This is a genomic window from Micromonospora sp. NPDC049240 (assembly GCF_040647835.1).
GTDB lineage: Bacteria > Actinomycetota > Actinomycetes > Mycobacteriales > Micromonosporaceae > Micromonospora.
On the sequence record NZ_JBEZCX010000007.1, the window covers coordinates 260,087 to 284,471 of the forward strand.

At 74.7% G+C, this 24,385-nt stretch carries 23 protein-coding genes and 2 riboswitches; of the genes, 12 read left to right on the forward strand and 11 right to left on the reverse strand.

Features of this window, described 5'->3' with window-relative positions; genetic code table 11:
- Positions 1 to 50 precede the first annotated feature (50 nt).
- Together AB0B02_RS13085 and AB0B02_RS13090 are read right to left on the reverse strand one after the other, a co-directional pair.
- Positions 51 to 290, reverse strand: a complete 240-nt coding sequence (locus tag AB0B02_RS13085) for a hypothetical protein (protein ID WP_281938472.1) — start codon at positions 288 to 290, stop codon at positions 51 to 53.
- Positions 287 to 829, reverse strand: a complete 543-nt coding sequence (locus tag AB0B02_RS13090) for a hypothetical protein (RefSeq protein WP_357300020.1) — start codon at positions 827 to 829, stop codon at positions 287 to 289. The genes AB0B02_RS13085 and AB0B02_RS13090 overlap by 4 nt, the downstream gene beginning before the upstream one ends.
- Positions 830 to 1,036: 207 nt before the next feature.
- Between AB0B02_RS13090 and AB0B02_RS13095 the strand changes: the two genes are divergently transcribed.
- Positions 1,037 to 1,276, forward strand: a complete 240-nt coding sequence (locus AB0B02_RS13095; RefSeq protein WP_281938467.1) for a winged helix-turn-helix domain-containing protein — start codon at positions 1,037 to 1,039, stop codon at positions 1,274 to 1,276.
- Between the two features lie 12 nt (positions 1,277 to 1,288).
- Here AB0B02_RS13095 and AB0B02_RS13100 read toward each other — a convergent pair whose 3' ends face one another.
- Positions 1,289 to 1,918, reverse strand: a complete 630-nt coding sequence (locus AB0B02_RS13100; protein WP_357300023.1) for a DUF4232 domain-containing protein — start codon at positions 1,916 to 1,918, stop codon at positions 1,289 to 1,291.
- A gap of 209 nt (positions 1,919 to 2,127) precedes the next feature.
- Positions 2,128 to 2,261, forward strand: a riboswitch (SAM riboswitch).
- Positions 2,262 to 2,274: 13 nt separating this feature from the next.
- On the opposite strand from AB0B02_RS13100, the gene thrC reads away from it, so the two are divergent.
- The 3 genes from thrC (at position 2,275) to paaN (ending at position 6,730) form a co-directional block, all read left to right on the forward strand.
- Positions 2,275 to 3,564 (forward strand): threonine synthase, encoded by a 1,290-nt coding sequence (gene thrC / locus AB0B02_RS13105; RefSeq protein WP_281938463.1) that lies wholly within the window; start codon positions 2,275 to 2,277, stop codon positions 3,562 to 3,564.
- A 420-nt stretch (positions 3,565 to 3,984) separates the two neighbouring features.
- On the forward strand, positions 3,985 to 5,004 hold the full coding sequence (locus AB0B02_RS13110; protein ID WP_357300028.1) for a GNAT family N-acetyltransferase: 1,020 nt from the start codon (positions 3,985 to 3,987) through the stop codon (positions 5,002 to 5,004).
- Positions 5,005 to 5,056: 52 nt separating this feature from the next.
- A complete protein-coding gene (paaN, locus tag AB0B02_RS13115) occupies positions 5,057 to 6,730 on the forward strand; it encodes a phenylacetic acid degradation protein PaaN (protein ID WP_357300030.1) in 1,674 nt (557 codons plus the stop codon).
- Positions 6,731 to 6,790: 60 nt separating this feature from the next.
- Here the strand turns inward: paaN and AB0B02_RS13120 are convergent, their stop codons facing one another.
- On the reverse strand, positions 6,791 to 7,306 hold the full coding sequence (locus AB0B02_RS13120; RefSeq protein WP_281938458.1) for a GNAT family N-acetyltransferase: 516 nt from the start codon (positions 7,304 to 7,306) through the stop codon (positions 6,791 to 6,793).
- Between the two features lie 224 nt (positions 7,307 to 7,530).
- On the opposite strand from AB0B02_RS13120, the gene AB0B02_RS13125 reads away from it, so the two are divergent.
- From AB0B02_RS13125 to groL, 3 genes are all read left to right on the forward strand, one after another.
- Positions 7,531 to 7,734, forward strand: a complete 204-nt coding sequence (locus AB0B02_RS13125; RefSeq protein ID WP_357300033.1) for a cold-shock protein — start codon at positions 7,531 to 7,533, stop codon at positions 7,732 to 7,734.
- Positions 7,735 to 7,843: 109 nt separating this feature from the next.
- A complete protein-coding gene (locus tag AB0B02_RS13130; protein WP_357300037.1) occupies positions 7,844 to 9,496 on the forward strand; it encodes a hypothetical protein in 1,653 nt (550 codons plus the stop codon).
- Positions 9,497 to 9,770: 274 nt separating this feature from the next.
- Positions 9,771 to 11,393: a chaperonin GroEL gene (gene groL / locus AB0B02_RS13135; RefSeq protein ID WP_107161321.1), complete on the forward strand. Its 1,623-nt coding sequence runs from the start codon at positions 9,771 to 9,773 to the stop codon at positions 11,391 to 11,393.
- A gap of 68 nt (positions 11,394 to 11,461) precedes the next feature.
- Here the strand turns inward: groL and AB0B02_RS13140 are convergent, their stop codons facing one another.
- The 3 genes from AB0B02_RS13140 to AB0B02_RS13150 form a co-directional block, all read right to left on the reverse strand.
- The gene (locus tag AB0B02_RS13140; RefSeq protein WP_281938453.1) at positions 11,462 to 11,680 is read right to left on the reverse strand and encodes a hypothetical protein; all 219 of its coding nucleotides are present in this window, start codon (positions 11,678 to 11,680) and stop codon (positions 11,462 to 11,464) included.
- A 63-nt stretch (positions 11,681 to 11,743) separates the two neighbouring features.
- Positions 11,744 to 12,670 carry a GNAT family N-acetyltransferase gene (locus AB0B02_RS13145; RefSeq protein ID WP_357300042.1) on the reverse strand — a complete coding sequence of 309 codons (927 nt, stop codon included), beginning with the start codon at positions 12,668 to 12,670 and terminating at the stop codon, positions 11,744 to 11,746.
- A 33-nt stretch (positions 12,671 to 12,703) separates the two neighbouring features.
- Entirely contained in the window at positions 12,704 to 15,112 is a 2,409-nt protein-coding gene (locus tag AB0B02_RS13150; RefSeq protein ID WP_357300045.1) for a S8 family serine peptidase, read from the reverse strand.
- A 68-nt stretch (positions 15,113 to 15,180) separates the two neighbouring features.
- On the opposite strand from AB0B02_RS13150, the gene AB0B02_RS13155 reads away from it, so the two are divergent.
- Together AB0B02_RS13155 and AB0B02_RS13160 are read left to right on the forward strand one after the other, a co-directional pair.
- Positions 15,181 to 16,983, forward strand: coding sequence for a glycerol-3-phosphate dehydrogenase/oxidase (locus AB0B02_RS13155; protein ID WP_281938627.1), 1,803 nt, complete (start codon positions 15,181 to 15,183; stop codon positions 16,981 to 16,983).
- Between the two features lie 67 nt (positions 16,984 to 17,050).
- A complete protein-coding gene (locus AB0B02_RS13160; RefSeq protein WP_281938447.1) occupies positions 17,051 to 17,560 on the forward strand; it encodes a hypothetical protein in 510 nt (169 codons plus the stop codon).
- 1 nt (position 17,561) lies between these two features.
- On the opposite strand, the gene AB0B02_RS13165 is transcribed toward AB0B02_RS13160, so the two are convergent.
- A complete protein-coding gene (locus AB0B02_RS13165; protein WP_357300050.1) occupies positions 17,562 to 18,962 on the reverse strand; it encodes an FAD-linked oxidase C-terminal domain-containing protein in 1,401 nt (466 codons plus the stop codon).
- Between AB0B02_RS13165 and AB0B02_RS13170 the strand changes: the two genes are divergently transcribed.
- The gene (locus AB0B02_RS13170; RefSeq protein ID WP_357300052.1) at positions 18,961 to 19,344 is read left to right on the forward strand and encodes a DUF4031 domain-containing protein; all 384 of its coding nucleotides are present in this window, start codon (positions 18,961 to 18,963) and stop codon (positions 19,342 to 19,344) included. The two genes, AB0B02_RS13165 and AB0B02_RS13170, sit on opposite strands and share 2 nt — an antisense overlap.
- On the opposite strand, the gene AB0B02_RS13175 is transcribed toward AB0B02_RS13170, so the two are convergent.
- Complete coding sequence (locus tag AB0B02_RS13175; RefSeq protein WP_357300054.1) at positions 19,270 to 19,905, reverse strand: metal-dependent phosphohydrolase; 636 nt, start codon at positions 19,903 to 19,905, stop codon at positions 19,270 to 19,272. The genes AB0B02_RS13170 and AB0B02_RS13175 overlap by 75 nt on opposite strands.
- Before the next feature lie 69 nt (positions 19,906 to 19,974).
- Between AB0B02_RS13175 and AB0B02_RS13180 the strand changes: the two genes are divergently transcribed.
- On the forward strand, positions 19,975 to 21,207 hold the full coding sequence (locus AB0B02_RS13180) for an FUSC family protein (protein WP_357300057.1): 1,233 nt from the start codon (positions 19,975 to 19,977) through the stop codon (positions 21,205 to 21,207).
- 15 nt (positions 21,208 to 21,222) lie between these two features.
- Here AB0B02_RS13180 and AB0B02_RS13185 read toward each other — a convergent pair whose 3' ends face one another.
- Complete coding sequence (locus AB0B02_RS13185) at positions 21,223 to 22,494, reverse strand: aminotransferase class V-fold PLP-dependent enzyme (protein ID WP_357300059.1); 1,272 nt, start codon at positions 22,492 to 22,494, stop codon at positions 21,223 to 21,225.
- Positions 22,495 to 22,538: 44 nt separating this feature from the next.
- Positions 22,539 to 22,660: riboswitch (SAM riboswitch) on the reverse strand.
- Between the two features lie 23 nt (positions 22,661 to 22,683).
- On the opposite strand from AB0B02_RS13185, the gene AB0B02_RS13190 reads away from it, so the two are divergent.
- Positions 22,684 to 24,132: a PrsW family intramembrane metalloprotease gene (locus AB0B02_RS13190; protein ID WP_357300063.1), complete on the forward strand. Its 1,449-nt coding sequence runs from the start codon at positions 22,684 to 22,686 to the stop codon at positions 24,130 to 24,132.
- 57 nt (positions 24,133 to 24,189) lie between these two features.
- Here the strand turns inward: AB0B02_RS13190 and AB0B02_RS13195 are convergent, their stop codons facing one another.
- A complete protein-coding gene (locus AB0B02_RS13195; protein WP_199199902.1) occupies positions 24,190 to 24,357 on the reverse strand; it encodes a hypothetical protein in 168 nt (55 codons plus the stop codon).
- Positions 24,358 to 24,385: the final 28 nt, after the last annotated feature.

Genomic DNA, 24,385 nt, shown 5'->3' on the forward strand with positions numbered 1-24,385 from the left:
AATCTTGGTACGGGAGCGCCCCTCCGGGGGCGGTTCCGTACCAAGATCTGTCAGCGGCAGCGGCCGGTATGGGCTGCCGGGAGGAGGCAGCGTCGGGAACGGGGGAGCGGGGCGTCGCACCAGACCCGGGTACGTACCGACTGCCGGTCCTCCTCGGACAGCGTGGTCTCGCCGAAGTCGATGGCGAGCACGTGACCGAGCGAGCGGCGCAGCGCCATGGACAGCGCGGCAGCCTCGTCCACGCTGGTCAGCGTGGTGGGCAGGTGGATGATCCAGTGCGGCTCGGTCACCGTGGTCGACTCCCGTCGGTCAACCCCTCGGTGTACGACGACAGCGCCGCAGCGGCCGACGTCAGGCTCTCCGCCATCAGGGCGAGACGTTCGGCGCCGTCCTGCCACTGCCGAACGGTCGTCCCGGTCACCGGGTCGTCAGCGCGGCCGGCGTCGGAGAGCTGCTGCCCGGCAGTGGTGATCCGGGCTGGGAGCCGCCCGATCCGATCGGCCGCCGCGCCCAACCGGTCCCGCACCTCGTCCAGCGCCTCGACCAGCCCGCCGATGGTGGCGGTCTCCCGGTGGCCGGCGGCGACGCGCAGCCGACGTACCCCGTCGCTGACCTGGAATTCCGCGTCCCCGGCCAGGTCGAGGGCGTCCTCGCCGCCGCGCCGGGCCAGCTTGATCGCCGGATGGGCGCAGCCCGCGCCGACGCGCTCCAGCAGCACGGTGGCGGCGGCCACCCCGAGGTACGCCTCCCGCAGCTCGCTGGTGACCTGCTCGACCACCCAGATCGCGCTGGCGACGGGCACCTCCGAACTCGTCTCCGCATCCGTCACACCACGTCTCCTTCGCCTGGTGGGGGTGCCGGGGCAGCGCGAATTCCGGCGGAGATCTGCGCCGCCCCGGCCTGGGGGATCAACCAGTGCCTAGCTGGACGCTCCCGTCAGGCAGCTTTATCGATAATGCTGGTAAAGTCAACGATGCGCTTGAGGTTTCTCCGGGCCTCGTGATCAGATGGGCATGCCTAGCTGGGAGTTGCCCGCATGTCCACACCGCGCCGGTTCGAACCGCACTACCGCAGGATCATCGCCGACATCAGGCGGCGCATCGCCGATGGCGAGTGGCCACCCGGACACAAGCTGCCCTCCACCAAGGAGTTGGCTGACCTGTATGAGGTGGGCAGTCAGTCGACCGTGCGGCAGGCCATCACGATCCTGATCGAGACCGGAGAGTTGTACGGCCACCAGGGTCTGGGTGTGTTCGTGCCGGACGCTGCCGAATGACGGGCTGACCGGCTACAGCGGATTGTCCGGCGTCACGGCCGAGGAGGGCGGGGCGCTCGGCGTGACCGGTTCCGTGGTCGGGTCGGCGTCGCGGCGCTTCCAGGCGCTGACCCCGAGCCGGCCGGTGTTGCCGAGGTCGATCGTCCCGTCCATCGCCACCGCGTACGCCGGCCTGCCGGCCACCGGCGCGACGTCGAGCTGAGCGCCCTCGGTGGCCACCACGGTCGGATCGGTGACCGTGTTGCGCCAGAGCAGCGCGGCACCGGCCCGTTCGCCGGGGCGCAGCACGAGCCCTGTGGGTGGGGCGTCGAAGCCGGAGGTGATCCCCGTCGCGCCCGGGATGATCCTGACCTTGACCGGGTCCCCGTCGGCGTCCCGCAGGCTGACCGCCGGGTAGCCGCGCAGCGCGTACGGCTGGGTTCCGCAGTTGACCAGGTCCAGGCCCATGGCCCGCAACCCCATCGCGGCGCTCACGCCCAGCTCGGTGATCCGGATGCCCTCCGGGGGGCAGGCCACCGAGGGGGACGGCGTGACCTCGTCCGGCGGCTCGGGCAGCGGGTCGACCGGCGCCGGCTTCGCGGTGCAGGCCGCCAGCAGCACGACTCCGGCGAGCCCGCCGACAAGGCCGGACGAACGTCGCATCCAGCGATCATGCCACCCGTGCGCCCGCCCTGCGGCCCGCCGCCCCGGCGATCATGAGGTTGACGGCGGACACCGTCCGATTTGTCGCCGTCAACCTCATGATCGACCGAGGTCAGGGGCGGGAGGCGGGGGCGGTGGGGCGGCCCACTGCGTGGGACCCGGGGTGGCGGGGCCGTTGGCGGCGCATAGACTCGACGGCACAACTGCATACCTCATCCAGAGGGGCTGAGGGATACGGCCCGACGACGCCCCGGCAACCACCCGCACGCTCGACGCCGAGCGCCCTGCGGGCAGGTGCCAATTCCGTCCCCGCCGCACCCGGCGATGCGGGGAAAGATGAGAGGAATTTCCTCGACATGACGTCGACGCTCTCCGCCGTCCCCGGCATCGACACCTCCCGCAGCCCGGCCCGCGCCCTGGTCTGTCGCGCCTGTTCCGCGCGCTACCCGCTGGCCGCCCAGCACGCCTGCTACGAGTGTTTCGGCCCGCTGGAGGTCGACTACGACACCGCCGCCCTGGCCGCCGTCACCCGGGAGCAGATCGAGGCCGGCCCGAACAGCATCTGGCGGTACGCCGCCCTGCTCCCGGCCGGTCAGGACCCGGCCACCCGGGTCACCCTCGACCCGGGGCTGACCCCGCTGGTCGCCGCCGGCCACCTCGCCGCCGAGCTGGGCATCACCGCGCCGCTGTGGGTGAAGGACGACAGTGCCAACCCCACCCACTCGTTCAAGGACCGGGTGGTGTCGGTGGCGCTGACCGCCGCCCGGGCGCTCGGCTTCACCCGCTACGCCTGCGCGTCCACCGGCAACCTGGCCAACTCGGTCGCCGCGCACGCGGCCCGTGCCGGGGTGCCGTCGGTGGTCTTCATCCCCAGCGACCTGGAGCAGGGCAAGGTGGTCACCACCGCCGTCTACGGCGGTGACCTGGTCGCCATCGACGGCTCGTACGACGACGTGAACCGGCTCTGCGGCGAGCTGGTGGAGACCGACGAGTTCGAGGACACCGCGTTCGTCAACGTGAACGTGCGGCCCTTCTACGCCGAGGGCTCCAAGACGCTCGGCTACGAGGTGGCCGAGCAGCTCGGCTGGCGTATCCCGGCCCAGGTGGTGATCCCGATGGCCAGTGGCGAGCTGCTCACCAAGATCGACAAGGCGTTCGCCGAGCTGGTGGAGATCGGCCTGGTCGAGGCGCCGGCCGGCGGCTGGAAGGTGTTCGGCGCGCAGTCCGCCGGCTGCAACCCGATCGCCACCGCGCTGCACGACGACCGCGACACCATCGTCCCGGTCAAGCCGACCGGCATCGCCAAGTCGCTCAACATCGGCGACCCGGCCGCCGGCGTCTACGCGCTGGAGGCGGTCCGCCGCACCGGCGGCTGGATGGAGTACGCCGACGACGACGAGATCCGCGCCGGGATCACGCTGCTGGCGCGTACCACCGGCGTGTTCGCCGAGACGGCGGGCGGCGTGACGGTGGCGGTGCTGCGCAAGCTGGTGGAGTCGGGCCGGCTGGACCCGACCGCGGAGACGGTGATCTTCAACACCGGCGAGGGCCTCAAGACGCTTGACGCGGTGGCCGCCGCCTCCGGCCCCACGCACCGCATCAAGCCCAGCCTCCGCGCCGCCCGCGACGCCGGCCTCCTGGGCTGACCCCACCCACCACCCCACCCCGCCCCACCCCCGCCCCGCGAGGTTGATCAAGGAGTTTGCGTCGGCCTGGAGTGCTGCCCCCGACGCAAACTCCTTGGTCAACTCGCGAGCCGGGCGGGCGGAGGGCCGGCGGAGGGCCGGCGGGGTGGGTGGGGGTGGGCTCGCCCGGGAGAGGGATCGCGGGCGACCAGCGGTGACGGGGGATGTGCGGCGCGTGTCGGAAAACTGTCACCGCAGGACTTGACGGCAGGAACCGGACGGCGCAAGATGCTCGGTGCGGGAGGGCATTCGCCGGAGACTTTTCAAAGTTTTGCGACCCAACGCCGGAGGCGTTGTGCGAACGTCCCTCCCGACCAACGTAGGACAGGGCCAGCGGAAAACCGCTGGCCCTGTCGCTTTTTCCCGGGCAGGCTCGCCGCCATGGGCCTGACCGTCACCCCGCTGGACGCGGCCGACCTGCCGACGCTCGACGCGGCGTACCGGATCGCGGAAGCGGCCGGCGCCGTCGACGAGCCGGACCTGCCGCCGACCTGCCGACGGCGGTTCGAGGCGCTGCTCCGGCACCCGATGCCCGGCATCGACGGGCGGTGGCTCGTCGCCCGCCTCGACGGCGAGCCGGTCGGCTGGCTCCGGCTGCACCTGCACACGCTGGAGAACACCGAGAACGCCAGCGTCGAGCTGGTGGTCGACCCGGCCCACCGGCGTCGCGGGATCGGGCGCGCGCTGCACGAGCACGGCGTACGGCTGTTCCGGGAGCGCGGCGGCAAGCGGCTGGTCGGCTCCACCGCCGCCGCGCTGCCCGGCGAGGAGGACCGGGAGTTCCCGGGCGCCGCGTTCGCCGCCGCGATGGGCGCGAGGGCGGCCAACGCCGACGTCCGCCGCCGGCTCGACGTGACCGCGCTCGACCGGACCCGGCTGGCCGCGCTGCACGCCGACGCCCGCGCGGCGGCCACCGGCTACCGGACCGTGCACTGGCGCGACCACACGCCCGAGGAGTACGTCGCGGACACCGCCCACCTGGAGGGCCGGCTGCTGCTCGACGCGCCGATGGGTGAGCTGGAGTGGGAGCAGCAGAGGATGGACGCGCAGCGGAAGCGGGGCGTGGAGCGGGCGCTCGACGCCCGGGGGGTGCGCCGCTACAACACCGGCGCGGTGCACGAGGCGTCCGGCCGGCTGGTCGGCTGGAGCCAGCTCAGCCTGGCGGCGAGCAGCACCGACCACGCCTGGCAGCAGATCACCATCGTCGACCCCGGCCACCGCGGCCACCGGCTCGGCCTGCTCTGCAAGGTCGCCAACCTGGCGTACGCGCTGGGCCACGAGCCGGCGCTGCGGACCGTCGACACCTGGAACGCCGCCGCCAACGATCACATGATCGCGATCAACGAGCAGCTCGGCTTCCGCCCGGCCGCCGGCTCGGTCGACTGGCAGTTGACGATCTGAGTTGTGACACGCCCCTACTGATCTGGTGCCTTCCTGTTGCATGATGGCGGGCATGACGGAGACCCCGCACCCCCTGTACGCCAGGCACGCCGAGACCCTCGACCGGGCGCTGACCGCCATCACGGAGCGCGGGTACTGGTCCGCCTATCCCGAGTCGCCCAGCCCCCGGGTGTACGGCGAGACCGCCGCCGCCGACGGTAAGGCCGCCTTCGAGGCGTACCTGGGCGGCGACTTCCCGCTCGACCAGGCGAGCGACGGCACCACCGTGGCCACCGAGGCCAGCCCGTTCGGCGTGGCGCTGGACGTCCGCTACCCGCACGCCGGCGCGGACGAGCTGGTGGCCGCCGCCACCGCCGCGCTGCCGGCCTGGCGCGACGCCGGCCCGAAGGCCCGCGCGGGCGTCTGCCTGGAGATCCTCGACCGGCTGCACAAGAACGTGTTCGAGCTGGCCAACGCCGTGCAGTTCACCAGCGGGCAGGCATTCGTGATGGCGTTCCAGGCCGGCGGCGCGCACGCGCTGGACCGCGCGCTGGAGGCGGTCGCCTACGCGTACGCCGAGATGAGCCGCCACCCGGGGACGGCCGGCTGGGAGAAGGCCGCCGGCAAGGGCGACCCGCTGCGGATGACCAAGACGTTCCACGTGGTGCCGCGCGGGGTGGCGCTGGTCATCGGCTGCAACACGTTCCCGACCTGGAACTCGTACCCCGGGTTCTTCGCGTCGCTGGTCACCGGCAACCCGGTGGTCGTGAAGCCGCACCCGCGCGCCGTGCTGCCGCTGGCGATCACCGTGAGGTACGCCCGCCAGGTGCTCGCCGAGGCCGGCTTCGACCCGAACCTGGTGCAGCTCGCCCCCGAGGCGGCCGGCGAGAAGCTCGCCTCGACGCTGGCCCTGCACCCGGCCGTGAAGATCGTCGACTTCACCGGCTCCACCGAGTACGGCGACTGGCTGGAGGCGAACGCCCGGCAGGCCGCCGTCTACACCGAGAAGGCCGGCCTGAACACGGTGGTGATCGACTCCACCGACGACTTCGCCGGGCTCTGCCGCAACCTGGGCTTCACGCTCACGCTCTACAGCGGCCAGATGTGCACCACCTCGCAGAACCTGCTGATCCCGCGCGACGGCATCGAGACCGACCAGGGGCACAAGAGCTTCGACGAGGTGGCCGCCGGGATCGCCGGCGCGGTCGCCAAGCTCACCGCCGACCCGGCCCGGGGCGTGGAGCTGACCGGCGCCATCGTCAACGACGGGGTGCTGGAGCGCCTCGACGAGGTGACCAAGGTCGGCGAGCCGGTGCTGGAGTCCCGCACCGTCGAGCACCCGTCCTTCCCGGGCGCCGTGGTGCGTACGCCGACCGTGGTCAAGCTGGACGCCGGCGACACCGCGACGTACGCGCGGGAGTGGTTCGGGCCGATCTCGTTCGCCATCGCGACCGACTCGACCGAGCACAGCCTGCGCATCCTGCGCGAGACGGTGGGGGAGAAGGGCGCGCTGACCGCGGCCGTCTACTCCACCGACGAGACCGTGCTGGACGCGGCCGAGGCGGCGGCGATCGACGCCGGCGTGCACCTGTCCTGCAACCTGACCGGTGGCGTGTTCGTCAACCAGTCGGCGGCGTTCTCCGACTTCCACGGCTCCGGCGCGAACGCAGCGGCCAACTCCGCCCTCACCGACGGCGCCTACGTAGCCAACCGCTTCCGAGTCGTCCAGTCACGCCGCCACGCCTGAAAGGAGGGGCCCCTTCCTAACGCATCCGGTAGAGAAGGGGCCCCCTCTCCACACCACCCGTCAGGCGGGGCGGCGCATCTGGAGTTCGCGCAGGACGGGGAGCCGGGGGTGCGGGACGCGTACCCCGGTGTCGGTGAAGCCCAACTTGCGGTAGGCCCGGCAGGCGCGGTCGTTGCCGACCACCACCTCCATCATCAACTCGGGCCGCCCGCAGGCCCGCGACCAGGCCGCCACCGCGTCCACCAGCCCGGCCAGCAGCCCGGTGCCCCGGCGAGCCGGGGTCACGTAGACCGCGTAGACGAGCGTCAGGCCCGGCTCGTCCGGGGCGGCGATGCCACCGGCGTGACCGACCAGGCGGGCGTCCGCCTCGGCGACGAACTGGGCGATCTGGTCGCCGCGCGAGACGGTCGCCACCCGGGCCGCGAAGTCCGCGTGCGGGCGAGCGGCGGCCTCGGCCACCGTCTCCAGGAAGGCCAGCGGACTGTCGGCCAGCATCTCCAACCGGAGCGCCCGCATTCGGGCGGCGTCCTCCGGACGGATCCGCCGGACCGTGGGCGGGACGGGCGCGCTGGTCATGCCGCATACATACCGGACCGGGTCGGAGCGGGCGCGTCCGGGTGCCGTGCCGCGCCCGGAATATGCCCGATTTGTGGTCGTGCGCGGTCGTCACTCCTCGTGTAGCGTGCGATTTCGGTCACCGATTCAGCGGCCCTCGCCGATCGCCGAAAACCGGTGCGCCGCCGGTGCCGGTCCGCCGGTCTCCGGGTGTTGGGACGCCGCGCAGAGTGAGGAAGTGCACCGTGGCACAGGGCACCGTGAAGTGGTTCAACTCCGAAAAGGGCTACGGCTTCATCGCCGTCGACGGCGGTCAGGACGTCTTCGTCCACTTCTCCGCGATCGAGATGGACGGCTACAAGGCTCTGGACGACGGCCAGCGGGTCGAGTTCGAGATCGCCCAGGGCCAGAAGGGTCCGCAGGCCGAGCACGTCCGCCTCATCGCCTGATCGCTACCGGCCGTCGCCCGCGGCCGAACCACCCCGACCGGGGCTGCGATGCCGCCCCGCACCGTGGAAGATCATGAGCCGTTCCAGCCGTTGCCGCTGAGGAGGGCCCATGTCCGACCTGCCCCCGTCGGGTTCCACCGAGCCGGTGCCCCCGGCCGACCCGACCCGGCCCACGCCGCCGCCCACCGGGCCGGCGCCGGAGCAGTCGGGTCCGTCCGGGTCGCAACCGCCCGCCGGGCCGGCGCCGGAGCAGTCCGGGCCGCAGCCGCCCGCTGCCGGTCAGCCGCCCGCCGGCCCGGTGCCGGAGCAGCCCGGGTCGTCCGGGTCGCAACTGCCCGCCGCCGGTCAGCTGCCCGCCGCCGGTCAGGCACCCGTCGATCCGTGGGCCGACCTGACCACCGCCGGTCGGCCGTACTCCGCCCCGCCTGCCGGCTGGCCTCACTCGGCCCCGCCTGCCGGCTGGCCCGCGCCGGAGCCCGCGCCGCCCGGTTGGCCCGCCACACCTGACGTCCCGTCGGGCTGGTCCGCGCCGGGCTCCGACCCGGGGGCGCCGAGCCTGCCCGGTACCCCGCCGCCCGGCTGGCCCGCCGCGCCGGCTCTCCCGCCGGGCGGGTCCGCGCCGGGCTCCACGCCACCCGCCGGCTGGCCCTGGCCCGCCGCCGGGCCGGCGCACCCGGGCCAGCCGATGCCCGGCGTGCCGTATCCGGGCCAGCCGATGCCCGGCGTGCCGTATCCGGGCCAGCCGATGCCGGGCGTGCCGTTCCCGGGTCAGCCGATGCCGGGTGCGGGGTATCCGGGCCAGCCGATGCCGGGCGTGCCGTTCCCGGGTCAGCCGATGCCGGGTGCGGTCTACCCCGGGCCGCCGATGCCGGGCGCGGCGTATCCGGGGCACCCGGGGTCCGGGGTTTGGTACCCCGGTCTCGATCCGCAGGACCCGCTGGTCACCCCGCCGTACGCGGGCGTCGGGGGATGGTTCGCGCGGTGTGCCGGCGCGGTGCGGCGGGGGTGGCGGCAACTTCTGCCGATCATGCTGCTCACCCAGGGCGTTCCGGCGGCGGTGATCTCCGTACTCTCGCTCTTCCTGGTTCCCACCGACGAGATGGCGACCGGCCCGGACGGCGCGCCGGTGCTGCCGGACGGCTACCTGGAGCACGTGTTCGTGTTCTACGGCGCGGTCCTGTTCGCCGCGTTGGTCTTCGGTCCGCTCCAGGCGCTCGGCTGGGGTGCGGGCACCTGGGTGGTCGCCCGGCAGGCGGCCGGCGAGCCGGCCGGCCTGGGCGGGGCGCTCCGGTACGGCGCGCGTCGCGCGCTCGGCCTCTGGGGCTGGACGATCGTCGTCTCGCTACTGATCACGGTCGGCGCCTGTCTCTGCCTGCTGCCCGGCATCTACGCCGGGTTCGCGGTCGCGTTGTTCGGGCCGGTCTACCTGTTCGAGCGGCAGGAGCCGGTCGGGCGGGCCTGGCGGATGTTCCACAACCGTTTGGGCATGGTGCTGGGTCGGGTGGCGCTGGTGGCGTGCGCGCTGGTCGCGGCCGCCGTGCTGGACGCCGTGGTGGGTGCGGTGAGCGGCGCGGCGTTCGGCACCGATCCGATGGCCGGGCCGGGTACCGCGGTCGGGGCGGTGACGTTGGCCGTGGTGGGTGCCGCGCTGGCCGCGCCGGCCTATCTCGCGCAGCTCGTCGGGCTGGTCGCCGCGTACGCCGAGCAGCGGGCCCACGAAGGCCCGGTGAACGCGGCCCGGCTGGCTGCGGAACTCGGCTGAGCGGTGCGGTCGTGCTTGCACTCGGCTAGGGAGAGTGCTAAACAAGTCATTGGCACTCGCGTACGGTGAGTGCCAATGGTCGGGGCGGTAGGGCCACGGCCGCGCCGGTGCCCCAGGGGTGCCGGAGCGGAACGGGGCCGGTCGTCGCGGGCTGTCCGGCCCGACCGAGGAGGACGTCGTCGTCGCCAGGTGGCGACGTCCCCAAGGTGCGTACACCAGACGGCCCATCCGGGCATCCCGGGTGGCCCGTGAGTGTCCAGGAGGACAACGCCGTATGGCCAAGATGATCGCGTTCGACGAAGAGGCGCGCCGCGGCCTCGAGCGGGGCATGAACCAGCTCGCCGACGCCGTGAAGGTGACGCTCGGACCCAAGGGCCGCAACGTCGTGCTCGAGAAGAAGTGGGGTGCCCCCACCATCACCAACGATGGTGTGAGCATCGCCAAGGAGATCGAGCTCGAGGACCCGTACGAGAAGATCGGCGCCGAGCTGGTCAAGGAGGTCGCGAAGAAGACCGACGACGTCGCCGGTGACGGCACGACGACGGCGACCGTCCTGGCCCAGGCTCTGGTCCGCGAGGGCCTGCGCAACGTGGCCGCCGGTGCCAACCCGATGGCCCTGAAGCGGGGCATCGAGGCCGCCGTCTCCAGCGTCTCGGAGGAGCTGCTCAAGCTCGCCAAGGACGTGGAGACCAAGGAGCAGATCGCCTCCACCGCCTCCATCTCCGCCGCCGACCCCAGCGTTGGCGAGATCATCGCCGAGGCGATGGACAAGGTGGGCAAGGAAGGCGTCATCACCGTCGAGGAGAGCAACACCTTCGGCCTGGAGCTTGAGCTCACCGAGGGCATGCGCTTCGACAAGGGCTACATCTCCGCCTACTTCATGACCGACCCGGAGCGTATGGAGGCCGTCTTCGACGACCCGTACATCCTGATCGTCAACAGCAAGATCTCGTCGGTGAAGGACCTGCTCCCGATCCTGGAGAAGGTCATGCAGTCGGGCAAGCCGCTGCTGATCATCGCCGAGGACCTGGAGGGCGAGGCCCTCGCCACGCTGGTCGTCAACAAGGTCCGGGGCACCTTCAAGTCGGTCGCCGTCAAGGCGCCGGGCTTCGGTGACCGCCGCAAGGCCATGCTGACCGACATCGCCATCCTCACCGGTGGCCAGGTCATCAGCGAGGAGGTCGGCCTCAAGCTGGACGCCGTCAACCTCGACATGCTGGGCCGCGCCCGCAAGGTCGTGGTGACCAAGGACGAGACCACCGTGGTCGACGGCGCCGGTGACGCCGAGCAGATCCAGGGCCGGGTGAACCAGATCCGGGCCGAGATCGACAAGAGCGACTCCGACTACGACCGGGAGAAGCTGCAGGAGCGTCTGGCCAAGCTGGCCGGCGGTGTTGCGGTGATCAAGGTCGGCGCGGCCACCGAGGTCGAGCTGAAGGAGCGCAAGCACCGCATCGAGGACGCCGTCCGCAACGCGAAGGCCGCCGTCGAGGAGGGCATCGTCCCGGGTGGTGGCGTCGCGCTGGTGCAGGCCGGCAAGACCGCCTTCGACAAGCTGGACCTGGCCGGCGACGAGGCGACCGGCGCGCAGATCGTCAAGATCGCGCTGGACGCCCCGCTGCGGCAGATCGCCGTCAACGCCGGCCTTGAGGGTGGCGTCGTCGTCGAGCGGGTCCGCAACCTCGACCCGGGTCACGGCCTCAACGCCGCGACCGGCGAGTACGTCGACCTGCTGGCCGCCGGCATCATCGACCCGGCCAAGGTGACCCGTTCCGCGCTGCAGAACGCCGCCTCGATCGCCGCGCTGTTCCTCACCACCGAGGCCGTCGTGGCGGACAAGCCGGAGAAGACCCCGGCCGCCCCGGCTGGCCCGGGTGGCGGGGAGATGGACTTCTGAGTCCAGCTCCACCCAGTACGCCGAAGAGGGCGGGCCGCGTCAGCGGTCCGCCCCCTTCCGCGTCCGCGTCAGGTGGGCAGCGGGCGTTGGTTGCGTCGCTTGTGCGCCCGGTCGTACGGCGGCAGCAGCCGCCTCGGCTCGTCCACCGGTTGCCGGGGCTCCTCCACGGCCGGCTGGTCCGCCGCGTCCTGCTCGGCGTCGCCCACGTCGAGCCGTTCGGTGGGCAGCTCGCCGCTCGGGCGCCGGCCCGTCGCCGGGTCGTCGGTCCGTTCGTTCTCCGTGGTCATAACGGGCCTCCTCTGCCCCTCGAACGGTAGGGGCCGGTCGACAGGCGTGGAGGAGGAACGGCGTTATGCCCCGTTGATGGCTTTCCGGTAGAGGAAGAAGACGCGCTCGATCCGGGCCCCGACCGCGTTCGAGTAGAACGGCACCGGGCCGACCCAGCCGATCTGCGCCTCGGTGATCCCGGCCGCCGCCTGGTCGCGGAGGCAGCGGCGCAGCAGCACCCCACCGATCCCGGAACCCTCGGCCGCCGGGGCGGTGCCCATCGGCCCGAACCAGCTCGGCCGCGCCGACCCGTACGCGGCGAACCCGAGGATCTCGCCGTCCCGCTCGGCCAGGTGGGTGCCCGCGTCCGGGCGGCCCACCGAACCGGCCAGCTCACCGTCCCAGACGCCGCCGAACGTGGCGCGGGCGAACGCCTCCAGCGCCGGCAGGTCCGTGGGTACGGCCCGGCGTACCGTCACGCCCCGCTCGGCCAGCCGCCGCTCGGTGGCCTCGGTGGGGCGCAGCGCCGCCGACCCCTCGGTCAGCGTGGCGGTCATGTTCCAGGCGGTCCGGTCCTGCCGGTAGCCGAGCCGCAACGCGGCGCAGACCGCCGGCGTGTAGCGGACGTCGATGCCCGGCCACGCGTAGTGCGGCGGGTTGCCGGCGAGCAGCACCTCGGACGCGCCGAGCGCGGTCAGCCGGGCCTCCGCGCCGGCCAGCAGCGCCGCGCCGATCCCCTGGCGGCGGTGCGTCGGGGACACCGCGACCAGGTCGACGTGACCGAGCCGCGAATCGGACACCGACCGGGACCCGACCAGCACCCCGACCAGCGTGCCGTCGCGGACCGCGCCGAGCAGCAGCACCGGCCGGTCGGCCGCCGCCCGCACCGCCAGCGTGGCCACCACGGCCGGCGCCTCGGCCGCGTCCTCCGGCAGGTCCAGCGACCGCCGGCAGAGCGCGACGACCTCGGGCATGCGGTCCGGACCCAGCTCGATGATCTCCACGTCCATGGTCGCCGACCCTAGGCCATTCCGGCAGGCTTGTTAACCGTTCCGCGCCGCCCGCACCGCCGCGTACGCGTCGACCAGGCCGGCGCCGACCAGGTCCCGGGTGCCGCCACAGGTCGTACCGGCCGGGGCGGTGGCCGGCGTGGCGGTCTCGGTGAGGATCCGGCGGGTCCGTGCCAGGTCCCCGACCAGCGCCGGGTTCGCCGACCACATCAACGCCACCACGCCGGCCACCTGCGGTGTCGCCATCGAGGTGCCGTCCAGGGTGGCGTACCCGCCGCCGGGGAACGCAGACGGCACCGCCGCGCCGGGCGCCACCAGGTCGGGCTTGGGAGCATCCCCGGTCGGGCCCCGGCTGGAGAACTCGGTGAGCCGCCGCGCCCGGTCGACCGCGCCGACCGTGAGCACGTCCGGGTACGGCGCCGGCGGGTCGACGATCGACCCGCAGTTCGGGCCGGTGTTGCCGGCGGCGGCCACCACCAGGATGCCGGCCGCGGCCAGCGCGGCGGTCGCCGGGCGTAGCGCGCCCGGATCGCAGCCCTCCAACGGCGGGCAGCCCCACGAGTTGGTCAGCACGTCCGGCGCGCGCTGCGGCCGGCCGTCGGTCAGCGGGTTCCCGCCCGGCGGGAACGGCGCCAGCATGAACTGGAGGCAGTCGAGGTAGCGGGCCGGGCTGCCGAGGTTGCGGTCCAGGTTGACGCAGCCCACCCAGCTCGCCCCGGGCGCCACCCCGATCCCGTCGCGGCCCACCGCGCTGCCGAGCGTGTGGGTGCCGTGGCCGCCTCGGTCGGCCGGCGTGCGGCGGTGCTCCCACGGGTCGTACCAGGAGTCGTCGCCGCCCCGGAAACCGGGCGCCAGCGCCGGATGCCGGCCGTCCACCCCGGAGTCGGAGCTGCCCACCACCACGCCGGCGCCGGTCACGCCCAGCTCCGACCAGACCCGGTCCGCGCCGATCAGCGACACGTTCCAGGTGGGGCCGGTCGGTGCCGGGGTGTCGCCGCGGGCCGGCGGCGCCGCCGCGGGCAGCGGACGCGGGCGCTGGTCGACGAGCACCCGGGCCACCTCGGGCCGGCCGGACAACCACGCCCGGAGGCCCGGCCCGCCGTCCGTTTCGATGGCGTTGACCAGGTAGTACGGCGTCGGGTTGAGGCGCAGCCGGGTCAGCGTGCGGCGCAGGTCGCCCTGCGTGCGGTCGGCGGTCGTGACCAGCCGCCGGTAGACCTCGGCGGCCCGCGCGTCCCGCCCCGCCCGGCCCGGCGCGCCGGCCGGCAGGCTGCTCAGGTCCGCCTGCTCGCGCAGCACCACCAGCAGCCGCTCGCCGTACAGGCCCGGCTGGCCGGGGACCACGTACACCACCGCAACGGCGGCCAGCAGGGCCCCGGCGGCCAGCCCGGCCACCCCCCGACGGGGCGCGGCGGCGTGGCGACGGGCGAGCAGCACGGCGTACCCGACGGCGAGCAGCACCGCGACGGCGAACGTCGCGCCGGTGCCGACCGCGACCCAGAACGGCACGTCGCGACTGCTGGCCAGCAACAGCGTGATCTCCTCCGGGTCGGTGAAGGCCAGCGGCCCGGCCAGCGCCAGGCCGACCAGCCAGCGCGCCGGCGCGGCCCCGGCGGGGCGGCCGGTGCGCCGGGCCGCGGCCTCCAGCGCGGCCAGCACGAAGCCGAGCGGCGGCAGCAGCACCAGGCCCGGCAACTGCGCGCCGGACTGCCCCGCGCCGGCCGCCAGCATCGTCAGCGTGACGCCGGCGACCAGGCCGCCGAGCAGCACCAGCCGGACCGGTCGGGGCGTCGGCCCGGCGGCGAACGCGGCCCAGAACCCGGGGCCGAGCAGCACGCCGGCCACCATCCCGAACGCGGCGGCGGCCAGGCCGGCGAGCAGCGTCTCCAACGCGCCGCCCAGCGCGCCCACCCACACCCAGGGCAGCAGCACCGCCAGCCCGGCGGCCACCGCCAGCAACGTCACCGCGCCGGGACGCGCGCCCCCGCGACCGACCGGGGTGGGCGGGCGGCGGCGGGCGAGCCGGGCGGCGGCGAGCGCGAGCAGCGCGGCGGTCGCCGCCAGCGCCGCCAGGTACGCCTCGTGGTGCACCGGCGGAAGCGCCCGGAGCAGCGTCGCCGCGCCCAGCGTGAGCGCGCCGCCGGCCCACGCCCGCCCGGTCGCCCGCAGCGCCGGGGAACGCGGCAGCAGCGCCAGCGCCAGCACCGGCGCGCCGACCAGCAGCACGGTGGCCACCGCGACCACCGGCCAGACGGCCACCGCGCGGTCCAGCCCGGTGACCAGCACGACCTGGTCGACCAGCCAGCCGGTGACCTGGCCGGGCACGGTCACCAGCACCGCCCAGACGCCGGCCGCGACCGCCGCGACGACCGGCCACGGCCCGGTCTCGCGCGGCGGCGGCGGGGGTACGGGCGCAGCGGGCGGACCGGTCAGCATGGTCATCACGGTACGGCCGGGACGTGTCGCCGTGGCGTGCGGACGGCTACCGTGGACGGGTGCGCGACCCCAACGTGTCCCGATCCGAGGCCGGCCAGCTCTCCGCCGAGCGCCGCGCCGACGACCTGCGCCGGCTCCGCGCCGAGCGGTTCGACGTGCTGGTCATCGGCGGTGGGGTGACCGGGGCGGGCGCCGCGCTGGACGCCGCGTCCCGAGGGCTGAAGGTCGCCCTGGTGGAGGCGCGCGACTACGCGGCCGGCACGTCCAGCCGGTCCAGCAAGCTGATCCACGGTGGCCTGCGCTACCTGGAACAGCTGGAGTTCCACCTGGTCCACGAGGCGCTGACCGAGCGCGGGCTGCTCGCCACCCGGCTCGCCCCGCACCTGGTCCGCCCGGTGCCGATCCTGGTGCCGTTGCCGACCGAGGGCGGCGTCCGCGACCTGCCCCGGCGGGTCCTCCGCCGCTCCTACTACGGGCTCGGCGTGGCCGCGTACGACGTGTTCGCCGGCGTGTTCGGCGGTGGGCGCGGCATGCCGCTGCACCGGCACCTCACCCGCGAGGGCGCCCGCCGGATCTTCCCCAGCCTGCGGCCCGACACGCTGGCCGGTGCGATCCGCTACTACGACGGCCAGGTCGACGACGCCCGCCTGGTGGTCACGCTGGCCCGCACCGCGGCCAGCCTCGGCGCGACGGTCGTCACCAGCGCCCGGGCGGTCGGGCTGATCCGCCAGGCCCGCGAGGTGACCGGCGTCCGGGTGCGTGACCTGGAGGCGCCGGCCGGTTCACCGGACGCCGAGTTCGAGGTCCGCGCCCGCACCGTGATCGCCGCGACCGGCGTGTGGAGCGACGACATGTCGCGGATGCTCAACGACGTCGGGCTGCGTCCCGGCCTGCGCGTCCGGGCGTCGAAGGGCGTGCACCTGGTGGTGCCGCGCTCGGCGATCGTCGGCGAGACCGGGCTGATCCTGCGCACCGCCACCAGCGTGCTCTTCGTCATCCCGTGGGGCGGTCACTGGATCATCGGCACCACGGACACCGACTGGCAGCTCGACCGGTCCCACCCGGCCGCCACCGCGCGCGACATCGACTACCTGCTGGAGCAGGTCAACACCGTGCTGGACCGGCCACTGACCACCGCCGACATCGAGGGCGTCTACGCCGGGCTGCGCCCGCTGCTCTCCGGCGAGGCGGATTCGACCTCCAAGCTGTCCCGGGAGCACGCCGTGGTCGAGCCGATGCTCGGCCTGCTGCTGGTGGCCGGCGGGAAGTACACGACGTACCGGGTGATGGCCGCCGACGTGGTCGACCACGCGGCGCGCCGGCTCGGCCGGACCCGCCCGTCGCGCACCGCCGACCTGCCGCTGCTCGGCGCCGACGGGTACGCCGCCATGTGGCGGGACCGGGCCGACCTGGCCCGCCGGCACCGGGTGCCGGTCGGGGTGGTGGAGCACCTGCTGGAGCGCTACGGCACGCTCACCCTGGACCTGCTCGCCCTGGTCGACGCCGATCCGCTGCTCGCCTCGCCGCTGGCCGGCGCGCCGGAGTACCTCGCCGCCGAGGTCACGTACGCGGCCCGGGCCGAGGGCGCGTTGCACGTGGAGGACGTGCTCACCCGGCGTACCCGGATCTCCATCGAGACCAGCCACCGCGGCCTGGAGTCGGCGGAGCACGTCGCGGAGCTGATGGGCGCGGTGCTCGGCTGGGACGCGGCGACCCGTGCCCGGGAGGTCGCCCACTACCGGGCGCGGGTGGAGGCCGAGCGGGCGTCGCAGCTCATGCCGGACGACATCGGGGCCGACGCGGCCCGGCTCGGCGCGCCCGACGTGCGGGGCTTCGCGGCCGACCGGGGCACCGACCTCCCGGCCGCGCCCCGCTAGCCGGTCCGACCCCTAACGGCCGCTCGACGGCTAGTGCGCGCTACCTACGGAAGTGTAGGTTTCCCGCGTGGTTCGCCCATCGTGGTCGCGCGTCCCCGCCCTGTCCGCCGGCGTCCTGCTGGCGACCGCCCTGACCGGCTGCGCGCTCCTCGGCGACGCCGAGGGCACCACCGCACCCGGTCAGCAGGGCTCGGCCACCCCGACACCGACCGGGAACCTCGTCACCCTGATGCAGCGGCTGGGCGGGGACGGCGTGGTCCGCACGCTCGACGTGGAGCCGACCGGCCGGTGGCAGTGCCGGGACTGCGCCGGCGACGGCGTCGACGCGACCGGCTCGCTGAACCCGGAGCAGACGTCCCGGTTGCAGCGGATGCTCGCCGACCCGGCGCTGGCCCGGGAGACCGACCAGGCCCGGCGGTACCGGCAGCTCTGCATCGGCGTGCTGACCTCGACGCTGCTGATCCCGCCGGGGCTGACCGTCACCATCCAGGACTGCCCGGGCGAGCCGGCGCCGCCGGTGGCGTACGAGGTGCTGCTGCTGCTCACCCAGGCCACGCCCGCCGACGACAAGGGCTGAGTCAGAGCACCTTGCCGGGGTTGAGCAGCCCGGCCGGGTCCAGCGCCGCCTTGATCGCCTGGTGCACCCGGACGCCCACCGGGCCGATCTCCCGCGCCAGCCAGTCCCGCTTGAGCAGCCCGACGCCGTGCTCGCCGGTGCAGGTGCCGCCCAGGTCCAGCCCGAGCCGCATGATCTCGTCGAAGGCTCGCCGGCCCCGCTCCAGGCTGGCCGGGTCGGCGCGGTCGACCACGATGTTCGGGTGCATGTTGCCGTCGCCGGCGTGCCCGACCACCCCGATCGGGACGTCACACGCGACGGCGATCCGGGCCACGCCGTCCAGCAGCTCCGCCAGCCGGCCGCGCGGCACCGCCACGTCGTCGATGACCAGGCCGCCGTTGCCGGCCGGGAACGTCTGCGCGGCGAACCGCTCCATCGCCGGGTGGGCCAGCCGCCGCGCCTGGAGCAGCGCGGCGGCCTCGGTCGCGTCGGTGGCCGCCCAGACCTCGTCCGCGCCGGCCGCCGTGCAGACCTCGGCGATCCGGGCCAGGTCGTCGGCCGCCCGGTCGCCGGTGTCCACCGCGGCCAGCAGCAGCGCCTCCGCGTCGGTCCGCAGCCCCATCGGCCGGTACGCCTCGATGGCCCGCAGGTGCGTGCGGTCCAGCAGTTCCAGCAGGCTCGGGGTGAGCCCCCGCTCGGCGATGCCGGCCACCGCGCCGCCGGCCGCCGCCGTGGTGCCGAAGACCGCCACCAGGGTCAGTGCCGCCTCCGGCGCCGGGCGCAGCGCCACGGTGACCTCGGTGATCACGCCGAGTGTGCCCTCCGAGCCGACGAAGAGTCGGGTCAGGTCGTACCCGGCGACGCCCTTGGCGGTGCGCCGGCCGGTGCGCAGCACCTCGCCGGAGGCGAGCACCACCTCCAGGCCGAGCACGTACTCGCTTGTCACGCCGTACTTCACGCAGCACATGCCGCCGGCGTTGGTGGCCACGTTGCCGCCGATGGTGGACGACTCCCAGGAACCGGGGTCCGGCGGGTACCAGAGCCCGCGCGCCCGCACCGCCCCGGCCAGCGCGGCGTTGACCACGCCGGGCTGCACCACGGCGATCCGGCCCACCGGGTCGATCTCCACGATCCGGTCCATCGCCACCGTGCTCACCACCAGCGCGCCGGCCACCGCGTTCGCCGCGCCGGCCAGCCCGGTCCGGGCGCCCTGCGGCACCACCGGTACGCCGTGCCGGCCCGCCGCGCGTACCGCCGCCACCACGCCCGCGGTGTCCCGGGGGCGGACCACCACCAGCGGGGTGCCCGAGGCGCACAGGTCGGCCTCGTCCCGCTCGTGCCCGGCCAGCAGGTCCGGGTCGGTCAGCACGGCGGACTCGCCGAGCGCGTCCCGCAGTTCGTCGAGGAGGGGATGGGCAGCCATGCCGGGAAGGCTACCGGCGTACTTTGGAACGGTGCTCTACCTGGACCCGCCCGCGGTGCCCTGGCGCGGCCGGCTCTGGTCGCACCTGATCAGCGACGTCTCCTTCGCGGAGCTGCACGCCTTCGCCGAGCTGCTCGGCGCCAGCCGGCGCGGCTTCGACCGGGATCACTACGACCTGCCCGCCGAGCGGTTCCGGGTGGCGGTCTGGCTGGGCGCGACGGTGGTCCCGTCCCGCGAGATCGTCCGCCTGCTGCGGGACGCCGGCCTGCGCCGCCCGAAACACGTCTTCGCCTCGACCGCGCCGGTCTCAGCCCAGCGTGCCCAGCTCGCGGGTCAGGTTGGCGCGGGCGGGCGCCTCCCAGCGGGCGTGCGGGTCGGGTAGCCGGTAGAGCGCCGGCAGGGCGAGCAGGTGCCGCAGCACGGCGGCCCGGCCGGCGCGGAAGTCCGGCTCCGGGACGTGGGCGTACTCGCGGCGGATGGCGGCGGCGTACCTGTCGTAGTCGTCCGGCGCGGCGGCCAGCACCGCCAGGTCGGCGTCGCAGAGCAACGCGCCGTCCGGGTCGTCCGGTCCGACCGCGTGGCCGGCGGTGAGCAGCACCAGGCGGCGTACCCCGGTCACCGCCGCGGCCGGCAGCCCGGCGGCGGTGAGCAGCGCGTCGCCCAGGTCGGCGCTGGCCCGCTCGTTGGCGTCGCCGCCGGCCCGCGGGTCGTAGACCGCGTCGTGGCACCACGCCGCGAGCCGGACCAGGTCCGGGTGGCGGGCCAGATCGGCGTACGCGTCGACCACGTCGAGCACCGCCCGCAGGTGGTCCTCCGTGTGGTGCTGCCGGTGCGGTTCCCGCCAGCCGGCCAGCAGCCGCGCCCCGGCCCGCGCCACGCCGTCCGGGTCGGTCGCGCCGGCCGCCCGGGCCGTCGCCCGCCACCGGGCCGTCAGGTCGTCCATCCGGTGAAGTCTGCCCCACTCCGTCGTCGGGGCGAGGATTCACCGGGGTCGGGACGGGTAGTACCCGCCATGGCCCAGGACCGACGACCGCCGTTCCTGCGGCGCCTGACGTCGCGCGAAGCGCTGGGCGACCTGGACGGGCCACGGATCGCCGCCGCCGTGGACGAGCTGCGCGACCGGAGCAAGGCCACGCTGCACGACCGGCTGCACCGGGTCCGGACCGCGTTCGGCCTGGCGTTGCAGGCGGGGCTCGCGGCCGGTCTGGCGTACCTGGTCTCGCACCGGCTGCTGCACAACCCGCAGCCGGTCTTCGCCCCGATCTCCGCGGTGGGCACGCTGGCCGCCTCGGTGGGGCAGCGGTTCCGGCGTACCGTCGAGCTGATCATCGGGGTGGCGGTCGGCGTGTTCGTCGGCGACGTGCTGATCTACTTCCTCGGCACCGGCGCGTGGCAGCTCGCGCTGGTGGTGACGTCGGCGATCCTGCTGACCATCTTCGCCGGGGCGAGCGTGGCCATCGTGATCCAGGCGGCGGCCACCGCGGTGCTGATCGTGACGCTCAGCCCGTCCACCCAGAACCTCGAGCTGCCGCGCTTCGTCGACGCCTTCATCGGCGGCAGCATCGCGTTGCTGGTGACCGCCGTCCTGCTCCCGCTGAACCCGCTCCGGGTGATCAACCGGGCCGCCCGACCGGCGCTGGACCTGCTGGCCGCGCAGCTCGACGCGTGCGCCGAGGCGCTGCGTAACCGGGACCGGGGCGCGGCCCAGCGGGCGCTGTTCCGGCTCCGGGAGAACAAGGAGGAGCTGGCCGCGCTCAGCGAGGCGATCGAGGGCGCGAAGGAGACCATCACCATCTCGCCGGCCCGTTGGCACCGGCGCAGCGAGCTGACCCACTACGCGGAGGCGGCCGAGCCGATCGACCGGGCGATGCGCAACAGCGGCACGCTGATCCGCCGCGCGGTCACCATGATCGAGGACGAGGAGTCGGTCCCCGAGCCGATGCCCGACTCCGTCGCCCACCTCGCCGAGTCGGTACGCCTGCTCCGGCACGAGTTCGCCGTCGGCGAGGAGCCGGAACAGGCCCGGGAGCGGGCGCTGCGGGCGGTCAGCGAAGCCGGCCGGGCGTATGCCGAGGGGGTCGGCTTCTCCGGCAGCGTGGTGATCGCCCAGGTGCGGACCGCCGCCAGCGACCTGATGGTGGCGTCCGGCATCGACCAGGAGGAGGCGAACCGCCTGGTCCGGCAGGCGTTCCACGGAAAGGACCAGCCCGCCGACGCGTCCCCCACCGCCCCTCCGGTCGGCTGACCGTCCCCACCCGGCTCAGCGCGGACCGGCCAGGGCGGCCAGCGCGGTCAGGAGGGTGTCGATCTCGTGGGCGGTGGTGCCCAGGCCGAGACTCGCCCGCAGCGCGGTGGACGGCAGGTCGGTGCGGGCCGAGCGGGCGGCGGCCTCGGTCAGCAGGCGGCGGGTCAGTGGGTGGGCGCAGAACAGGCCGTCCCGCACGCCGATCCGGTGCCGGGCCGCCAGGTGCGCGGCCACCTCGGCGGAGTCCCGCCCGGCGACCACGAAGCTGACGATGCCCACCCTGGGCGCGTCCGGGCCGAACGTGCGCAGCTCCACCACGTCCGGCAGCGCGGCCAGGCCGGACCGCAGCCGGGACAGCAGCGCCTGCTCCCGGGCGTGCAGCGTGGTGCGGTCCGCCGCCGTGAACGCCGCGCAGACCGCCGCCAGCGCCACCGCGCCGAGCAGGTTCGGGGTGCCGCCCTCGTGCCGGGCCGGGCCGGTCACCCACCGTACCTCGTGGGTGGCCGCGCCGACGTGACCCGTGGCCCCGCCGCCGGCCAGGTACGGCGCGGCGGCGTCCAGCCAGTCCGCGCGCCCGACCAGCACGCCGGCGCCGAACGGGGCGTACAGCTTGTGGCCGGAGAGCGCCAGGTAGTCCACGTCCAGCGTGGCCACGTCGACCGGGGCGTGCGGGGCGAGCTGCGCGGCGTCCACCAGGACGCGCGCGCCGTACCGGTGGGCCACCCGGGCCAGCTCGGCGACCGGCCAGCACTCGCCGGTGACGTTGCTGGCGCCGGTCACCGCGACCAGCACCGGCCGGCCGGGCCGGGCGTCACGGGCCAGCTCGGCCAGCGCCAGGCTCAGCGACCGGACCGCGCCGGCCGGGCTGTCCGGCACCGGCAGCCGGACCGTGCCGCGCGGCCAGGGGAGCAGGTTCGCGTGGTGCTCCCCGCCGAACGTGACCACCGTGGTGCCGGCCGGCAGCGCCCGGGCCAGCAGGTTCACCGCGTCCGTGGTGTTCCGGGTGAAGATCACGTGGTCGGTGGGGCGCGCGCCGACGAAGTCCGCCACGGTCTGCCGGGCCCGCTCGTAGGCAAGCGTGCAACGCCGGGACATCGCGCCCGCGCCGCGGTGCACGCTCGCGTACCAGGGCAGCAGCTCGGCCACCGCGTCGGCCGCGGCCCGCGCGCACGGCGCGCTGGCGGCGTGGTCCAGGTTGATCTCTCCCGGTACGCCGAGCACGCCGAGCGGGTCCGGCCGGACCGGAACGGGCAGCGTGGGGAGGGCGGGTACGAGGGTGACGGTCATGGCGGAGCCTCCGGGTCACAGGGGACCCCGGGGTGCCGGGACGGGGTCCGCGCTTGCCCAGCACGCGACGCGGCGCTGGGCCCGGTCATCACCCGGGGCACCCCACCGCGAACTCGACGAGGGTTGCCGGCCAGCAAGCCGGGGCTTGACGCTGGCGCTCGTGACCTGCCCGGCAGCATAGCCGTCACGATGCGGCCGGACCAGTGGGGCGCGGGTGGCTACGCTGACCGCATGGCCGTCACCCCGCCCGGCGGAGCACCGCCGCCGCCCGCGCCCGCCGTCCCGCCACCCGGGGCGTCGACGCCGCGCATGCCGCTGCGCCGGCTCGGCTGGCGGCGCTTCCTGGCGCTGGCCGCGGTGGTGCTGCTGATCGCGGCCGGCGCGCTGTTCATGGTCTTCACGCTGGGCGAGAGCCTGGGCGCGGAGGCGCTGCTGGTCGGCGTGATCGCGGCGATCCTGCCGGTGCCGGTGCTGGTGTCCTGCTTCCTCTGGCTCGACCGTTACGAACCCGAGCCGCTGAAATACCTGATCTTCTGCTTCGCCTGGGGCGCGTTCGTCTCCACCGCCATCTCGCTGCTGGTCAACGAGACCGGCGCGCGACTGTTCGAGGACCGCGGGCTGCCCGCCGCGCTGACCGCCGTGCTCGTCGCGCCGTTCATCGAGGAGCTGACCAAGGCGGCCGGCCCGATCCTGCTGCTGATCTTCCGGCGCCGGGAGTTCTCCGGGATCACCGACGGGCTGGTCTACTGCGGGCTGTCCGCGGTCGGCTTCGCCATGGTCGAGAACATCCTCTACCTGGGCGGATACGGCTACCGCACCGGCGTGGAGGAGTACGGCCCGGCCACCGGCGCGCAGCAGGTGATCGCGATCTTCATCGTGCGGATCCTGCTCTTCGGCTTCGCCCACCCGCTGTTCACCTCGATGACCGGCGTCGGGCTGGGCGTCGCCGCCCGGACCGCCGACCGGCGGGTGCGGATCCTCGCCCCGCTCGCCGGCCTGCTGCTGGCCATGATGCTGCACGGCACCTGGAACCTGCTGCCGTCACTGGCCCAGGCCACCGGGCAGCAGGTGATCGTGCTCTACGGCTACCTCGGCGTCATGGTGCCCATCTTCTTCGGCATGGTGGGGCTGGCCGTCTGGCTGCGGGCCTGGGAGGGCCGGCTCACCGAGCGCACGCTGCCCGACTACGTCCGGGCCGGTTGGCTCACCCCGCCCGAGGTGGCGGCGCTGGGCAGCCTGGGCCGGCGGCACGCGGCCCGCACCTGGGCCCGGCGGGTGGCCGGCGACGGCGGCGTGAAGGCGATGCGCGGCTACCAGTTCGCCGCGACCCGGCTGGCGCTGCTGCGCGACGGGATGCGCCGGGGGCTGGACCGCAAGCCCGCCGAGCGGGACCGGACGGCACGGGAGGAACGGGAGCTGCTGGAGGCGATCGCCGCGTACCGGTCGTTCTTCGTCGGTCGTGATCCGCAGGCGCCGGTCGGGGTCTGGGACGGGCAGCGCTACCACCTGCGGTTCCCGGACGGTTCCCGGCGGACCGTCGAGGCGCCGGACGAGCCGGTGGTGCCGATCCCGGTGGTGCTGGCCCCGCCGCCCCCGCCCCCTGGCTACGGCCCGCACGCCTGGCACCCGCACGGCTGAGCCCGGCCCGCTGTCGCGCGCGGCTGAGCCGCCTTGCGCGCGCCGGCCCGGGCGGGGTCAGGCCATCAGGCCGGTGAGGAAGTCGCCGAGCCCCTGGGCGATGGCCATCAGCGCGGCCCCGATCCCCCGGAACAGCTGCGCCGCGCCGTCCGGCCGGAACGCCATGAAGTAGATCAGGAACGCGAGGAACCCCCAGGCGAGAATCCTCTTGATCACGATCGGCATGGTCCCTCCCCAGGGCGCACTGAGGTGC

Excerpts from the sequence above, each read along its gene's own strand:
- AB0B02_RS13190 (WP_357300063.1), top strand. The coding sequence starts at position 22,684 with ATGCGGCCGGACCAGTGGGGCGCGGGTGGCTACGCTGACCGCATGGCC.
- AB0B02_RS13195 (WP_199199902.1), bottom strand. The coding sequence starts at position 24,357 with ATGCCGATCGTGATCAAGAGGATTCTCGCCTGGGGGTTCCTCGCGTTC.
- AB0B02_RS13130 (WP_357300037.1), top strand. The coding sequence starts at position 7,844 with ATGTCCGACCTGCCCCCGTCGGGTTCCACCGAGCCGGTGCCCCCGGCC.
- AB0B02_RS13140 (WP_281938453.1), bottom strand. The coding sequence starts at position 11,680 with ATGACCACGGAGAACGAACGGACCGACGACCCGGCGACGGGCCGGCGC.
- AB0B02_RS13165 (WP_357300050.1), bottom strand. The coding sequence starts at position 18,962 with ATGGCTGCCCATCCCCTCCTCGACGAACTGCGGGACGCGCTCGGCGAG.
- paaN (WP_357300030.1), top strand. The coding sequence starts at position 5,057 with ATGACGGAGACCCCGCACCCCCTGTACGCCAGGCACGCCGAGACCCTC.
- AB0B02_RS13100 (WP_357300023.1), bottom strand. The coding sequence starts at position 1,918 with ATGCGACGTTCGTCCGGCCTTGTCGGCGGGCTCGCCGGAGTCGTGCTG.
- AB0B02_RS13145 (WP_357300042.1), bottom strand. The coding sequence starts at position 12,670 with ATGGACGTGGAGATCATCGAGCTGGGTCCGGACCGCATGCCCGAGGTC.
- AB0B02_RS13175 (WP_357300054.1), bottom strand. The coding sequence starts at position 19,905 with ATGGACGACCTGACGGCCCGGTGGCGGGCGACGGCCCGGGCGGCCGGC.
- AB0B02_RS13110 (WP_357300028.1), top strand. The coding sequence starts at position 3,985 with ATGGGCCTGACCGTCACCCCGCTGGACGCGGCCGACCTGCCGACGCTC.
- AB0B02_RS13150 (WP_357300045.1), bottom strand. The coding sequence starts at position 15,112 with ATGACCATGCTGACCGGTCCGCCCGCTGCGCCCGTACCCCCGCCGCCG.
- AB0B02_RS13185 (WP_357300059.1), bottom strand. The coding sequence starts at position 22,494 with ATGACCGTCACCCTCGTACCCGCCCTCCCCACGCTGCCCGTTCCGGTC.
- AB0B02_RS13095 (WP_281938467.1), top strand. The coding sequence starts at position 1,037 with ATGTCCACACCGCGCCGGTTCGAACCGCACTACCGCAGGATCATCGCC.
- AB0B02_RS13170 (WP_357300052.1), top strand. The coding sequence starts at position 18,961 with ATGCCGGGAAGGCTACCGGCGTACTTTGGAACGGTGCTCTACCTGGAC.
- thrC (WP_281938463.1), top strand. The coding sequence starts at position 2,275 with ATGACGTCGACGCTCTCCGCCGTCCCCGGCATCGACACCTCCCGCAGC.
- groL (WP_107161321.1), top strand. The coding sequence starts at position 9,771 with ATGGCCAAGATGATCGCGTTCGACGAAGAGGCGCGCCGCGGCCTCGAG.
- AB0B02_RS13120 (WP_281938458.1), bottom strand. The coding sequence starts at position 7,306 with ATGACCAGCGCGCCCGTCCCGCCCACGGTCCGGCGGATCCGTCCGGAG.
- AB0B02_RS13180 (WP_357300057.1), top strand. The coding sequence starts at position 19,975 with ATGGCCCAGGACCGACGACCGCCGTTCCTGCGGCGCCTGACGTCGCGC.